Origin of the sequence: Maribacter sp. LLG6340-A2 (assembly GCF_045057105.1) — a bacterium.
Classification (GTDB): Bacteria; Bacteroidota; Bacteroidia; order Flavobacteriales; family Flavobacteriaceae; genus Maribacter.
This window is the reverse complement of sequence record NZ_CP159332.1, coordinates 2,199,206-2,214,195: the sequence shown is the minus strand read 5'-3', so window position 1 is coordinate 2,214,195 and position 14,990 is coordinate 2,199,206. Positions and strand designations below refer to the sequence as shown.

Genomic DNA, 14,990 nt, shown 5'->3' with positions numbered 1-14,990 from the left:
ACCTATCAATGGAATTAGCCATACATAATTGGATGCGTGCCGAATCGCTCGAGCACACACTCAACAGAATCAACAAATTAGATTATACCCACCTTGAAATACAAGGTGCGCCAGAAAATTATGACACCCAAAAAGCAAAGCTGCAATTAAACCTTTATGGAATACAATGTTGGGGCTCCGTTACCCTTATGCTAGAGCAACGTAATTTACTTGCAAAAGACCCGGCACAACGAAAAATGTCGGTTCAATATGTTAAGGATGTGGCCAAAATGGTGTATGAATTGGGCGGAAAAGTGATATCACTGGTTCCGGCAACCGTAGGTAAAATTGTACCCGATGCCAGACCCGAGGAAGAATGGGAATGGGCTGTAGAAGGCATACAGGAAATTTACAAATATACCGAAGACCACGGATTGCAAATTGGCATTGAACCTATCAACAGATTTGAGACCTATTTCATCAATAGAGGAGAACAGGCATTGGCACTTGCTGAAGCCGTGGGTCCAAATTGCGGGGTTTGCCTAGATACTTTTCACATGAATCTAGAAGAAGCTAATATGTTCGACACCATTAAAAAAGTGGGCAAGCGTTTGGTAAATTTTCATGTTGCCGATAATAATAGAATGGCTCCGGGTATGGGTCATTTAAACTGGTCTAAAATCATTTCTACGCTTAAAGAAATCGAGTACGACAAAGTACTGTCGGTTGAGTTTTGTTCCCCGTTAGATAGAACACCCGCAAATCCGTTTCCAAATTCCATAGAAACAAATCCTGACGGACTCACAGCGGAACAGAAAAAGTTCTTGGAAGACCACGGTAGTTCTGCCGTAACCGATGAATTTTATACCATGCTGACCAAAAAATCAATTGACACCCTTAAAGAACTTATTTAATGAAAATTACCAACATAGAAGCCTTTTGGTTACGCTGCCCTATTCCCAAAGAAAAACAACATTTCTCAGATTACGGTCTATTGACCAATTTTGATATGACCTTGGTCGTAGTAACTACCGATACCGGGTTACAGGGTTTTGGCGAAGCAAAAGCCGCAGTAGGTTCTTCTGGGTCTTGCGCATCAATTGTAAGTTGCATAGAAAATGAACTAAAACCACAGTTAATTGGTAAAGATGCCCGTAATATTTCTCGAATTTGGGAACATGTTTACAATGGCACAAGAGATCATTATTCACTCTCTAGAGGACGTAAATTTCCGATTTTAGGAAGAAGGGGATTGACCATTTCTGCCATGAGCGGTATCGACACCGCCCTTTGGGACATTAAAGGAAAAGCATTGGGTGCACCTGTGGTAGAATTATTGGGTGGAAGCTGTCGAGATAAAATGCCGGCCTATGCCAGTGGTGGCTGGGCAAAAGCCGATGCCATTGGCGAACAGTTGTTGGGCTATACCGAAAAAGGTTTTGGCGGAGTAAAAATGCGCGTTGGTATTATGGACCAAACCGTTGCCGAAAGTATTAAACGTGTAAAGGCAGCCCGCGAAGCCTTACCCGATCACATAAAATTAATGACCGATGCCCACGGTACTTTTAGTGTGCCAGAAGCCAAACAATTTACAAAAGGCGTAGAAGACTGTAACCTATATTGGTTTGAAGAACCTATTAGTCCAGATAATAAAATAGGCACCGCAGAAGTACGTGCCAATACCTTTATACCCATTGCCGCCGGTGAAAGTGAATACACCGCTTTTGACGTTCGCGATTTAATTGCAGAACGCGCCTTAGATGTATTGCAACCAGATTGTGCTATCATTGGTGGTATCACCGAAGCTATGCGCGTATCGCAATTGGCACATACCTATCAGTTAGAATTGGCTCCGCATTGTTGGGGTTCTGCATTTTCTTTTATGGCGGGACTTTCAGTGGCTTTTGCTTCTCCTTCTGCCAATGTAATAGAGTTTTCGTTAGGTGGCAACCCTATGATGTATGATTTGGTTGAGGAGCATATTACCGTAGATAACGAGGGAATGCTCACTGCACCTGATAAGCCGGGATTGGGCTTGACCCCTAATTGGGATTTTGTAAACGATTTTAAACAATAGATTATGGCGAAGGCAGTACATATAAATCACGTTGCATTGGTTGTAAGCAACCTAGAGGAAGCTTGTAAGTTTTATGAAGAAGAATTGGGTTTAGAGGCTATTCCCGCATTTCTTTTTGACTACCCTACCGCATTTTTCAAATTCAACGAAGAACAGCAATTACACTTGACGGAATGGGAAGATGCCTATTCATTTAGGGGTCATATTTGTGTTCAGGTAGATGATATCAATACACTATTTTTTAGAATGAAAGAACTTGGAGTAATTGATATTAAGCCATGGGGCAATGTGCGTCAATTACCGGACGGAGCCATACAAATGTTTGTGCGTGACCCATCGGGAAATTTAATTGAACTTTCGTCTGTTCCCGGGGATTATATAGACCCAAAAATATTTGAAGACGAATTATTTAAAGAAGGTATTTATGTCTCGGGAAGAAATGACTTCCGTGGCTATAAATCTAAAGATGCTACCCTTTATCATAAATCCGATGAATAAAAAAAACATTCTTTTATTGGAAACCGTTGCCGATGATGCCATGAGCATGTTAGAGGAAGCTTCGGATATGAATATTTTAACAGGGTTTGATGAAACCTCGGTAACCAGCCAGATTCAAAATTACTCGATAGATGCCATTATTACACGGGGAAAAGGTCAGGTACGTGATTCGTTTATGGCACAATTACCCAATTTAAAAGTAATATCTCGCTGTGGTGTTGGTTTGGATAATATAGATGTATCAAGCGCCACGAAAAGAGGAATTAAAGTGGTGAACGCCCCAAATTCCAATGCCGACACCATTGCTGAACATACCATTACCCTTTTATTGATGCTCCAACGTAATTTATACAATGCCGTAACCATGGTCAAAGAAAACAGATGGCAAGACCGAGGCTCGTATGTAGGCGATGAAACCCACGGCAAAACTTTGGGGATTATCGGTATGGGAAATATTGGTAAAAAAGTAGCAAAAATTGCTTCAGCCTTAGGTATGAACGTTATTTACTGGAGTTCAAAAAAAGAAGATGTCCCCTATACTTTTGTCGATTTGGATACTCTTTTAAAAACATCGGATAGTATAAGTCTTCACTTACCCTTGACCTCTAAAACAGAAAAGCTAATTGATGCGGCTGCCTTTTCAAAAATGAAAATCAATGCGGTATTGATCAATACTGCCAGAGGTGGGATCATAGACCAAAAGGAATTGTTCCAAGCCTTGGAAAATAAAACAATAGCAGGTTTCGCAGCCGATGTTCTTATAGAAGAACCACCTGCAAAAAATGACCCGTTACTGCAATTAAAAAACGTACTGATCACTGCACATTTAGGTAGTTTAACCAAAACCACATATACTAAAATGTGCACCATGACGGTTAAAAACACCTTGGCAATTTTACGTAATGAAGCTCCTATAGAAAATTGTGTATTCAATAAAAAAGAACTGGATAACAGCTAAAAGGACAGCCTTATGAAAAACAATGAACCCATAATCGTTACTCAGCTTTTTAACGCGTCCATGGAGCAAGTATGGGAAGCATTGACAGATGTGGAACAAATGCAACAATGGTATTTTGATGCAATTCCCGATTTTAAGCCGGAAGCATCTTTTCAGACCCGTTTTTTAATAACCAATGAAGGACGAAATTTTACCCACAATTGGCTAATTACGGAAGTGGAATTCCCCACAAAAATTAGTTATCGGTGGACGTTTGATGAATACCCGGGCGAGAGTATCTCTACCTTTGAGCTTTCTAAAAAAGAAAATCAGACACTGCTTACGGTTACCAGTAAAATCATAAAAGATTTCCCGACAGACATCCCCGAATTCAAAAGAGAAAGTGGTGTTTCTGGCTGGGAGTATTTAATTAAAGAAAGCTTAGTCAAATTTTTAGCGACCAAATAGTTTTAACATCGTACATCCGTCATTAAATTAGTACCTTAGTTCAAGGAACAAACTAACTTGAACATGAAAAAAGGACTACTCATTAGTGCATACCTGTTATGCACCGCGTTTATGTTTTCCCAAACTACGGAAGACATTGTCAAAGCCATTGAAAAAGAAGGCATTGAAAACTCCCAATTAGAGCAATTGGCATACGAATTAATGGACCTGAACGGACCACGATTGGTGGGCACACCAGAAATGAAAAGTGCCCATGATTGGGCGGTCAACACCTACAAAAAATGGGGAATTACTGCCGAGAACCAACAATGGGGAACGTGGAAAGGATGGCAAAGAGGAATTACCCATGTAGATATGGTTTCGCCTCGTGTAGCATCATTGCACGCTACTCAATTGGCATGGAACCCTGGTACTAGTTCAAAAGGGGTTACAGCCTCATTAATTACACTACCAAGTTTTACAGATTCATTGTCATTTGTAAAATGGCTTCCTAATGTAAAAGGAAAAATAGTAATGGTGAGCATGTTGCAACCTACGGGAAGACCAGATGAAAACTGGGAAGAATATGCAACAAAAGCATCCTTCGAGAAAATGAAAAGCGAACGCGATTCCTTAGAAAAAATTTGGAGGCAAAATATTCGAAATACAGGGTACACCAGTAGAAACATCAATGCCGCATTTGAAAAAGCGGGTGCAGTAGGTATTGCACAATCGCGATGGTCTGAAGGTTTTGGTGCCAATAAAATTTTCAGTGCCGGTACCGAAAAAATTCCCGCAGTAGATATTTCTTTGGAGGACTACGGAATGCTGTACAGAATGGTAGAGCACGGTGAGGACACCAAAATAAAAATTGTAGCGGAATCTAAAGACCTAGGTGTTGTGCCCACTTTCAATACCATAGCCACCATACCGGGAACCGAGTTCCCCGATGAATATGTAATACTTTCTGCCCATTTCGATTCTTGGGATGGCGGCACAGGAGCAACCGATAATGGTACAGGTACCATTACCATGCTAGAAGCCGCGCGTATTCTAAAAAAAGTATATCCAAACCCAAAAAGAACCATTTTAGTTGGGCATTGGGGAAGCGAAGAACAAGGCTTAAACGGTTCTAGCTCTTTTGTTGAAGATCATCCAGAAATTGTGGACGGAGTTCAAGCCCTTTTTAACCAAGATAACGGTACGGGTCGCGTTGTGCGTTTGTCGGGACAAGGGTTTCTTCATGCATACGATTATTTAGGTCGATGGTTAGAAGCTGTACCTGAAACCTATAAAAATGAAATAGAAACTACATTCCCCGGTTCACCTGGTAGAGGTGGGTCTGACTACGCCTCATTCGTAGCTGCCGGTGCACCTGCATTTTCGCTAAGTTCTCTTAGTTGGGATTATTGGAACTACACATGGCATACCAATTTAGATACGTATGACAAAATTGTTTTCGATGATGTAAGAAACAATGCCATCCTAACTGCAATTCTTACTTACATGGCTTGTGAAGATCCAGAAAAAACATCTCGTGAAAAAGCAGTTTTGGGCATCAATCCCAGGTCTGGTAAAAAAGGAGAATGGCCAACACCAAGAAAGCCACAACGAAAAGGTGGGCAAGACTAAGAATAAAATCTACATTTGATTTTCAAGCTCAAGGCTATCCGCTGCTTGTAATGCTTTTTTAATAGCAGTACTCCACAGTGCATAGCCTTGCTTGTTTAAATGCAATCCGTCAGAAAGATACAATTCCGGAATTGGTCTATTATCCGTAGTTATCATTTGTGCAAACACGTTTATGTATTGGGCATTAAGTTCTGAAATAAAATACTTGGACAACATTAAATTGGTCTCCATGATCAACGGAATTAAAGCTTCACGCTCTACACTTGGTTTAAGGCTAATCAATGCCAATTCTACCTCTGGATACTTATTTTTGATCAACTCCACCAATTCCATACAACCAGAAAGTACTTCTTGAGGTGTTTTACCATCATTAAGATCGTTTTCACCTGCATAAAGCACAATTTTAGACGGATTCGCTTCGGTAAAGATCTCATCGAAGTAATGAATACACCATGCAAAAGTTGACCCTCCAAAACCTAGGTTCACCACATTGAACGGACTAAGATCACGTTTCATATTTACCCACAATCGCACTGAAGAACTACCGTAAAAGGCAATTAGATTTTCCTGTGTAGGCAATTTGGAAACCCGTCTTTTAAGTCGCTTTATCTCATTGCACCAAATAGCAGGTGGATCCTCAAGGCTATCAGTTCCAGAGGAAGACACATTCAATTGTTCTGCCCTCTCAATGGCTTGTTTTACATAGCTCGAATACTGTTTTTGATATTGCTCCATAAACGCGAACAAATCGGTATTACTTTTAGAAGGCACCTTATCGCTTAATAAAAAAGGTTCTTTAATAACGCAGTAATACAAATTTTTGCCAATTCTTTGATCAAAATTGACCATAACTATCGGTACTACATAAGGTTCTGGCTCGGTATGCAAGGCTAATTTAAAAGCTCCCATTTTAAAAGGCCCCGGAGACTCTTCTGTTCTATATGATGTGCCTTCAGGACTTATGATCAAATTATAGTTTTGTTTCAGATGTTTAGTAGCCTCACTATAAAATATGCTACGGGCTTGTTCCTTTTTATTGCTTGAAGTTTGTTCAGACTCCTTTGTATATACATTGATATAACCTAGGTTGTTGTAATAATTTTGGTGTCCGTATTCTTGCCCCTGCCCTATTCTCACCGTTCTAATACCTGGCTCGCCATATTTCTTATAGAGCACCATAGCACTTAAAAAATGGGAATCAAGGGTAATTTGAAAATTATTGTTTAAAGTATAATGTGGGTCATTTATGAGGTGGTTATAAATAAAAACATTCCCCGTATTCTCCGGTAGATTTTCCCAACCTTCAATAATATACGGTACGTTTTTAAAGACCTTTGTTGTGAGTTCTGCACATACCTTTCTGTTCTGTTCTACATCTTCACTATTCTTTTCTGCAACATTTTCATAGATCTGCTGTAGTCCGCTCACAAACTCGTGCTCCTTTTGATCCTCACCCAACAATTCTAAACTTAATGAGGCTATATGCCTTTCTAATGCCGTGCCGTTTTTCAATAATCTTAAAAGAGCATCATAAGCAAGTTGCTTGGTCGTCATACTTTTTAAAAGATGCGGTACTTGGTGCAATGGTGAGGACAATAATAAGCGCGACTTATTGTTTTTGATCAATTGATAAACCGCCTGTAAGCTGTGTTTGCCCAACAACCCCACATATCTAACAAAAGCAGCATTGAGTTGATTACCCATAAGCCAGAGTAACCGTTGATAAAATTGACCCTCGAAAGCATCATCTTTCTGGAACAATTTCATTAGATCGCACTCGGGTATAAAATAGGCAGATGTTTTTGTATTGGTAATTGCAGAACAAATATCTTTCTCCTTCAGCAAACAAGACCATCCGAAGACAAATCCTGAGTTTTTAATAGAGCGTTGTTTAATTTCAATGGTGTTTTCAATTCTTTTAATGGTCACTTCCCCATGAATAAGAATGAACAACCCATTACTAGAACCATCTTGCACATATAACACCTCATCGGGTTCATACTCGCGCCGCTCTGCCAAAGCAGCCAATGCCATTAAACTTTTCTCTTCAAAATAATCTAAAAACGGGGAACGCCGCATCAATGAAACGATTTCTTCTTGCTCCGATACGGGAGAGATAAAGAATTGACGATCCTCAACGAAAGGTTGAAACCTTACCGGACTCAGCAGCTCTGTTTGTTTTAATAATGCGGTACGTAATACATGATATAATTTGGCACCAATATTTTTTAATAATACGTTCTGATGCCCTTTTTTCAAATATGCATCAAGCTCTTTGAACGGAATTTCAAAAAAGGTCGCTTTTGTGGAAGCTACAGTAGCTTTATAGGTAAAACGTTTAGGTGTATTAAAGCCATTTAAGCCAATAGTTGAAAATGGTTCTGAGTTTTGGCAGACCAAAATATCGCTCTCTGGGCTATCCAATGAAATATAGTAATTAATACTCCCTTCAATAAGCCACCTAAAGGTGTTTACTTTCTTATGAATGTAACTAATGGCATATCCCTTTTGGTATGTTTTTATTGCTCCGTCAGGAAAATATTCCTTTAGTTTTTCAGTATGTATTTCTTGTCTTAAAAGTCTAGTTTGGTGTGTCATGCGCCTTCTAACTTAACTAGATTAAATCGAAAAAAGAAACCCGGCATACATTAAAACCAATTTATCATTTTAAGAAATTGATATTGGTTAAAACCATAAAATTTACACCCTTAAAATTAGAATTACCAAATTTAATTTGCCGGCTATCTTTTTACAAAGGCTTTTGTTATCTTCCCTATTCAACAACAAACTAGACCACACCATGAAAACCATCAGACTTCTGCTCGTGCTTATTATTATGGCACCGGTAGCCATGCAATCTCAACGTAGAAAAAGCAAAATAACCGAACCCGCCATCACCATAAAAGACTCGCTTTTTACCGGGTTAAAATGGCGAAATATTGGTCCGTTCAGAGGTGGTAGAAGTGTAGCTTCAACCGGTGTGGTTGGGCAACCCATGGTATACTATATGGGAACCGTTGGTGGAGGAATATGGAAAACTACGGATGACGGAATTACTTGGAAGAATGTTTCTGACGGATTTTTAAAAACCGCCACAGTTGGTGCCATTTCCGTATCGGAAAGCAACCCTAATATAGTAATTGCAGGTATGGGCGAACATGCTGCCCGTGGTGTAATGACCTCAATGGGAGACGGTGTATACAAATCTACCGAGGAAAAACCTGGAAGCATATGGGTCTGGACAAAACCAGGCATATTTCTGATATCATTATAGACCCAACCAACCCAAATATTGTTTTTGTTTCGGCACAGGGGGCTCAATACGGTGCATCTTCTGAAAGAGGTATCTATAAATCTGTAGATGGTGGTGAAACATGGAAAAATGTACTTTTTGTAGATACTAATACCGGAGCATCTGGTCTTACGATGGATATGACCAACCCCACCATTTTATATGCAGCCATGTGGCAACACAGGCGTTTTCCATGGACGATGGAATCTGGCGGTAAAAACTCGGGCATCTACAAATCTACCGACAGTGGCGAAACATGGCAGCAATTAACCGAGGGCTTACCCAAAGAAATGGGTAAAATAGGTATCTCTGTATCTAGAGCCAACCCAGAACGTGTTTTCGCAGTAATCGAGGCGGAAGGAGAAAAAGGCGGTGTATACCGTTCTGACGATGCCGGTAAAAAATGGACGCTTATCAACAAAGACAGAATAAACATTGCCCGCTCTTGGTATTACATGGAAATTTTTGCTGACACTCAAAATGAAGATATTGTATATGTGCTTAATGCCCCGGTAACCAAATCTATAGATGGTGGAAAAACATTTACGCCGTTACCTACTCCCCACGGTGACAACCACGATTTATGGATTGATCCATTAAACAACCAACGCATGGTAAATTCTAACGATGGCGGCTCTAATGTTTCCAATAATGGAGGTAAAAGCTGGAGTACGCAAGAGAATCAAAATACGGCACAGTTCTACAGGGTAATTACAGATAATTTGGTGCCTTATAACGTTTATGGCGGTCAGCAAGATAATTCTACCGTTGCAATTGCCTCTAGAACAAATGACCGTGGTATAGACTGGAAAGATTGGTATGCCGTTGCCGGTGGTGAAAGTGCTTTTTTAGCTTTTGATCCAGATAATCCAAAATTAATTTATGGCGGTACCTATCAAGGAAATATTGATAAATGGGATGCGGACACCAAAGAATCTAAACCCATAAAGGAATACCCAGAACTGGGTTTAAGTATATCTCCCGAAAATGCGAAGTATCGCTATAATTGGAATGCACCCATTATTACATCGCCACACGATAGAAAAACCATTTACCATGGTGGTAACGTAGTTTTTAAGTCTACGGACGAAGGTCAAAGCTGGTCGGTTATTAGTTCGGATTTGACCCGAAACGAAAAAGATAAGCACGGACTTGGCGGCAGACCGTTTACCAATGAAGCCGCAGGTGGGGAAATCTACAACACACTCACCTATTTAACCGAGTCTCCACATGAAGAAGGCGTCATTTGGTCAGGTAGTGACGATGGGCTGGTACATATAACCAAAGATGGTGGTGAAAATTGGACAAATGTTACTCCAGCAGATGCTAAAGACGGTATCATTAATAGCATTGAAGTATCTCCGCATGATCCTGCCACTGCCTACATAGTGTTAATGCGCTACAAATCGATGGATTTTGAGAACTACATTTACAAGACTACGGACTACGGAGCAACATGGACAAAAATTACGAACGGTATAACGGGCGACAATACCTTTACCAGAGTGGTTCGTGAAGATAAAAAGGTGAAAGGTCTACTTTATGCAGGCACGGAAACAGGTATGTTTATTTCTTTGGATGATGGTATGTACTGGCAACCATTACAACTAAACTTGCCCTTGACTCCGATTAACGACCTTATCATTCAAGATAATGATTTGGTAGCGGCAACTGCCGGTCGGGCATTCTGGATTTTAGATGATTTAGCAGCATTGCAAAATGCGACCATACCAAAACAAGCATTAAATATTTTTAAACCAAAAGACACGTATTTGTTTATAGGAGGATATAGCGAAAAGCCCGTATCCGGACTAGGCAGTAATCCGAAGAGCGGGGTTACTTTTGATTATTACTTAAGTGAAGCTCAAGACAGCACAGAGTTAAAACTGGAAGTGCTAAAAGACGGTGAGGTAATTAGAACCATAACCAACCAAAAAGATAAAAAATTTAAATCGTGGCCAGGAGGACCATCAAAGCCAGCCATTCTAGCTTCTAAAAAAGGGTATAATCGTTTTACCTGGGATTTTAAAAGAGACCCTTTACCTGCCGTAAATAAGGTATTTGTACTGGGCGGATTAGATGGCTCTTTCGTTGGGCCAGGCGATTATAAGCTAAGGTTAACTTTAGGCGATCAAACGGCAGAAACCATGGTTACCATTTTACCGCTGCCTAAGGTTAAGGCTAGCATGGCAGACTATGAAGAGCAACAAAACATGTTAAAAACCATAGAGTCTACCGTAGTTGAAATACATAATGCGGTAAATGATATGCAATCTGCAAAATCGCAGTTAAAACAATATAGCCAATTACTTGAAGACAACTCAAAAGCTGAGGCGCTATTGAAACAGGGCGATTCATTGATCAAGCGTATTACCGCTTGGGAAGAGCATCTTATTCAACCCAATCAAAAAACCTTTCAAGATGTTATTAATTTTGAAAATAAACTAAATGCTCAATTATTGAACTTGAGAGGATACATAGATGTAGCGGAACCCAAGGTTACGGCAGGTGCCAAAGAAAGATTACGAGATCTATTGGCTACTTGGAACACTTTTAAAACAGAGCATAATGCCATTATCAATACTGAAATGAAAGCATATAACACAATGTTTCAAAGTCTGAACATTCCAGCAATTATATTACCGCAAAAACAAAACTAAAACGGAGTTGGAGAAATTAATACTAGATCAAACTTTTAAAGGACAAAAGTATACAGAAAACCGGTTAGCAAGAGCCGAATATGAGAATTGCACCTTTGAAAGTTGCGATTTTTCTAAAGGATACCTTGACAACCAAACCTTTTTAGAGTGTGAGTTCATAGATTGTAATTTAAGCAATGCGAATATTGTAAATACAACCTTTAAGGAGGTGAAATTTTCGCATTGTAAACTTATAGGGCTTGGTTTTAATACCTGCAATACTTTTTTGATGGATTTTTCTTTTTTTGACTGCAATTTAAGTTTCTCCGTTTTTACCGATTTAAAGCTAGTGGGTCAAGTCTTCATGTCTTGCAAAATGGAAGAAGTAGATTTTGGCGATTGCGATTTAAGTAAATCGAAGTTTGATGAGTGTGATTTGGAACGTGCTATTTTCTCAAGAACCAATCTTGAAAAAGCAGATTTAAGTACCGCATTAAATTTCAGTATTAATCCGGACAATAACACTATGGCAGGAGCCATATTTTCAAAAGATAATTTATCGGGGTTATTACAAAAACACAAATTAAAGATTTTGAAATAGTGTTATGAACAACGAAATGAAATTAAAGATTATTCAAGTTTGTGATGCCAAAATTGCCGCGAAGGGAGAAAAAGTGGGACTATCGTTCTATGCATTTTTCAAGAACAAGAATGACAATCCAAAGCTTTTAATGGAAGTAGCCCAATGGTGGATTTTAGAAAACAAATTGGACCATTTTGAGAAGGCGGTAAAGATTAAAGAGCTGATAAAATTGTTAAACTAAAAACATCATGAGAAACACCTTAATTATTTTAATAGCACTAAGTCTATTTACCGCTTGCGGCAGTAAGAAGTTAAGCAATAAAGAGACTGTAGCTGAATACTATAACGCTTTTGATTCTGGCGATTTCGACAAAATAAAAACTGTTATTCATGACAGCATTACCATTGTTTCCGGTGATTTTGTAACGCCTCTCAACAAGACAAGTTTTAAGGAATTCTATAAATGGGATTCCATTTTCAAACCAACGTATGATCTACTTCAATTGACTGAAGAAAACAATAACCTTATTGCAACCATCAGTCAAAAGAATATTCGTAATGGATTTCTAAAGAATAACCCGTTAAAACTGAACATTAAAGTCTGTTTTGTATCAGGCAAAATAACAAAACTTGAAGAGCTAGATTACATTGATGTTAATTGGACAGCATGGAATCAACAGAAAAATTCTTTAGTCAATTGGATAAAAGTAAATCACCCAGAATTAGATGGTTTTGTAAATGACATGACAATGATGGGAGCAATGAATTATTTGAAAGCAATTGAGTTGTATGAGAATAGGGAACAACTAGACATTCAAAAATAGCTACCACATATCAACTTCAAAGGGATTAAATTAAAGTAATGAACAAAGTACACCATACCGCTATCATTTGCTCAGATTATGAAGTTTCTAAAAAATTCTATACGGAAGTCTTGGGGTTAGAAATTATACGTGAGGTGTATCGCGAAGAGCGACGTTCATATAAATTGGATCTAGCATTAAATGGAGTATATATTATAGAGTTGTTTTCTTTTCCCGATCCGCCAAAAAGACCATCAAGGCCAGAAGCATGTGGACTCCGTCATTTGGCCTTTGAGGTAGATGATATAGAAATGATTATTTCGCATTGCAAAAAAAATAATGTCATTGCAGAGCCAATAAGAATAGATGAGTTTACCAACAAACGATTTACCTTTATTGCCGATCCGGACGACTTACCCATAGAATTCTACGAAAAGAAAAGCTAAATATTTGTAAACGTTTAATTTGTATCTTGTTACAAATACTGGAACATGAAATTTTTACTGCTTTTTTTACTATCGTCAATGTGTTTACTACAAGCACAAAACACACTTTCTTTTGAAGAAGGAATGACGAGTCCAGATGTTGATATTAATTCCTTATCATGGTTGGCAGGACATTGGAAAGGCGAAGCCTTTGGTGGCATTGTAGAAGAAATATGGAGTGCGCCACAAGATGGTTCCATGATGTTTTCTTTTCGTTTAATTGCTGATGGCAAAGTAGGTTTTTATGAATTTGGCCATATTATTGAAACGGAAGGCACTTTACTACTTCAACTAAAACATTTTGACCCTGACTTAAACGGTTGGGAAGAAAAAAATGAGACAGTAGATTTTAAATTGGTTAAAATGGAAGAAGACCGTTTTTATTTTGATGATTTCACCATTGAATACATTTCCGAGAAAGAAATAAATATGTACGTAGAAATAGGTGAAGGCGACGGCAGTTCAAATGAGGTAAAATTTAATTACCATAGGCAATAGATGAAGAAGCAATGTTTAGAATGTGGCAAGGAGGTTTTTGGCAGAATAGACAAAAAATTCTGTAATGATTATTGTCGCAACGCATATAACAACAAGGTAAACCCAGAAAGTAAAAATTTAATTAGAAATATTAACAACAGGTTACGCAAGAATTATAAAATTTTGGACAGTTACAAACTAACTGATGGTAAGACGAAAACTACCAGAACACGTCTAATAAACAAAGGCTTTGATTTTGATTATGTAACCAATTTATACACCACCAAAAAAGGCACTACCTATTATTTTCTCTATGATTTAGGATATTTACCATTAGACAATGACTATTACATGATCGTAAAACGGGAATAACTGTTGGCTGTTGGCTGTTGGCTGTTGGCTGTTGGCTGTTGGCTGTTGGCTGTTGGCTGTTGGCTGTTGGCTGTTGGCTGTTGGCTGTTGGCTGTTGGCTGTTGGCTGTTGGCTGTTGGCTGTTGGCTGTTGGCTGTTGGCTGTTGGCTGTTGGCTGTTGGCTGTTGGCTGTTGGCTGTTGGCTGTTAAAAGGCATAAAAAAAGTCTCCTTAAAAGGAGACTTTTTTTATTAACTAACTTTATACTTTATACTCTGTACTTCATACTTCTTACTTTCTACTTGCCACTCAGCAATATTTATTTCCAATTATGCCCACTTAATTTTAAAGCAGCTATTACAACATCCTTTCTACTTATTTGTCCAACTAAAATACCATTTTTCATTACCGGTAATCTTCTTCTGTTGTGCTGGGCAAAAATACCTGCGGCATCAAAAATGGATATATCATGCGGTATCGTCTCCACAGTTTTGGTCATAAATTTTTCAACGCTTTTATCCAATATTGGCTGATTGAAATAGCGACTTTCAGAAATTTGCTTCATACAATCGGCTTCGGAGATGATACCCACTAAAAAGCCATTATTGTCCAAAACAGGTCCACCGGAAATATGATGTTTGGCAAATTTCTCCATAACCGCTAAAATAGAATCATCTGGAGAAAAAGTAATTAACTTTGTGGTCATGTAATCGGCCACCAAAATTGGGGCCTCAAATTCTTTTTTGAACACCTTTCTAACACCTTGAAAGCTTTTGATTCCCATAACATTT

16 protein-coding genes are annotated in these 14,990 nt (G+C 38.7%); 14 read left to right on the top strand and 2 right to left on the bottom strand.

What is annotated here, in order from left to right; translation table 11 throughout:
- The first annotated feature begins 8 nt into the window (after nt 1–8).
- The 6 genes from ABVM52_RS09365 (at nt 9) to ABVM52_RS09340 (ending at nt 5,570) form a co-directional block, all read left to right on the top strand.
- Entirely contained in the window at nt 9–893 is an 885-nt protein-coding gene (locus ABVM52_RS09365; RefSeq protein ID WP_405379826.1) for a sugar phosphate isomerase/epimerase family protein, read from the top strand.
- Nucleotides 893–2,056 (top strand): mandelate racemase/muconate lactonizing enzyme family protein, encoded by a 1,164-nt coding sequence (locus ABVM52_RS09360; RefSeq protein ID WP_405379824.1) that lies wholly within the window; start codon nt 893–895, stop codon nt 2,054–2,056. Before ABVM52_RS09365 ends, ABVM52_RS09360 begins: the two co-directional genes overlap by 1 nt.
- A gap of 3 nt (nt 2,057–2,059) precedes the next feature.
- Nucleotides 2,060–2,554 carry a VOC family protein gene (locus ABVM52_RS09355; protein WP_116771812.1) on the top strand — a complete coding sequence of 165 codons (495 nt, stop codon included), beginning with the start codon at nt 2,060–2,062 and terminating at the stop codon, nt 2,552–2,554.
- The gene (locus ABVM52_RS09350; RefSeq protein ID WP_405379822.1) at nt 2,547–3,512 is read left to right on the top strand and encodes a 2-hydroxyacid dehydrogenase; all 966 of its coding nucleotides are present in this window, start codon (nt 2,547–2,549) and stop codon (nt 3,510–3,512) included. The genes ABVM52_RS09355 and ABVM52_RS09350 overlap by 8 nt, the downstream gene beginning before the upstream one ends.
- A gap of 12 nt (nt 3,513–3,524) precedes the next feature.
- A complete protein-coding gene (locus ABVM52_RS09345) occupies nt 3,525–3,959 on the top strand; it encodes an SRPBCC domain-containing protein (protein WP_405379820.1) in 435 nt (144 codons plus the stop codon).
- A 63-nt stretch (nt 3,960–4,022) separates the two neighbouring features.
- A complete protein-coding gene (locus ABVM52_RS09340; RefSeq protein ID WP_405379818.1) occupies nt 4,023–5,570 on the top strand; it encodes a M20/M25/M40 family metallo-hydrolase in 1,548 nt (515 codons plus the stop codon).
- A gap of 9 nt (nt 5,571–5,579) precedes the next feature.
- Here ABVM52_RS09340 and ABVM52_RS09335 read toward each other — a convergent pair whose 3' ends face one another.
- Nucleotides 5,580–8,168, bottom strand: a complete 2,589-nt coding sequence (locus tag ABVM52_RS09335; protein WP_405379817.1) for a cyclic nucleotide-binding domain-containing protein — start codon at nt 8,166–8,168, stop codon at nt 5,580–5,582.
- A 202-nt stretch (nt 8,169–8,370) separates the two neighbouring features.
- On the opposite strand from ABVM52_RS09335, the gene ABVM52_RS09330 reads away from it, so the two are divergent.
- Genes ABVM52_RS09330 through ABVM52_RS09295 form a run of 8 tightly spaced genes read left to right on the top strand, consistent with a single transcriptional unit; the run spans nt 8,371 to nt 14,221 of the window.
- A complete protein-coding gene (locus tag ABVM52_RS09330; RefSeq protein ID WP_405379815.1) occupies nt 8,371–8,844 on the top strand; it encodes a WD40/YVTN/BNR-like repeat-containing protein in 474 nt (157 codons plus the stop codon).
- Nucleotides 8,802–11,522, top strand: coding sequence for a WD40/YVTN/BNR-like repeat-containing protein (locus ABVM52_RS09325; RefSeq protein ID WP_405379813.1), 2,721 nt, complete (start codon nt 8,802–8,804; stop codon nt 11,520–11,522). Before ABVM52_RS09330 ends, ABVM52_RS09325 begins: the two co-directional genes overlap by 43 nt.
- A gap of 7 nt (nt 11,523–11,529) precedes the next feature.
- Nucleotides 11,530–12,102 carry a pentapeptide repeat-containing protein gene (locus ABVM52_RS09320; RefSeq protein ID WP_405379811.1) on the top strand — a complete coding sequence of 191 codons (573 nt, stop codon included), beginning with the start codon at nt 11,530–11,532 and terminating at the stop codon, nt 12,100–12,102.
- Nucleotides 12,103–12,106: 4 nt separating this feature from the next.
- The gene (locus ABVM52_RS09315; protein WP_405379809.1) at nt 12,107–12,325 is read left to right on the top strand and encodes a DUF6500 family protein; all 219 of its coding nucleotides are present in this window, start codon (nt 12,107–12,109) and stop codon (nt 12,323–12,325) included.
- A gap of 7 nt (nt 12,326–12,332) precedes the next feature.
- Complete coding sequence (locus ABVM52_RS09310) at nt 12,333–12,908, top strand: hypothetical protein (RefSeq protein WP_405379807.1); 576 nt, start codon at nt 12,333–12,335, stop codon at nt 12,906–12,908.
- Nucleotides 12,909–12,946: 38 nt separating this feature from the next.
- Nucleotides 12,947–13,333 carry a VOC family protein gene (locus ABVM52_RS09305; RefSeq protein ID WP_405379805.1) on the top strand — a complete coding sequence of 129 codons (387 nt, stop codon included), beginning with the start codon at nt 12,947–12,949 and terminating at the stop codon, nt 13,331–13,333.
- Nucleotides 13,334–13,378: 45 nt separating this feature from the next.
- A complete protein-coding gene (locus tag ABVM52_RS09300; protein ID WP_405379803.1) occupies nt 13,379–13,870 on the top strand; it encodes a DUF6265 family protein in 492 nt (163 codons plus the stop codon).
- Nucleotides 13,871–14,221: a hypothetical protein gene (locus ABVM52_RS09295; RefSeq protein WP_405379801.1), complete on the top strand. Its 351-nt coding sequence runs from the start codon at nt 13,871–13,873 to the stop codon at nt 14,219–14,221.
- A gap of 297 nt (nt 14,222–14,518) precedes the next feature.
- Here the strand turns inward: ABVM52_RS09295 and ABVM52_RS09290 are convergent, their stop codons facing one another.
- Nucleotides 14,519–14,983 (bottom strand): CBS domain-containing protein, encoded by a 465-nt coding sequence (locus ABVM52_RS09290; protein WP_405379799.1) that lies wholly within the window; start codon nt 14,981–14,983, stop codon nt 14,519–14,521.
- Between the last annotated feature and the right edge of the window lie 7 nt (nt 14,984–14,990).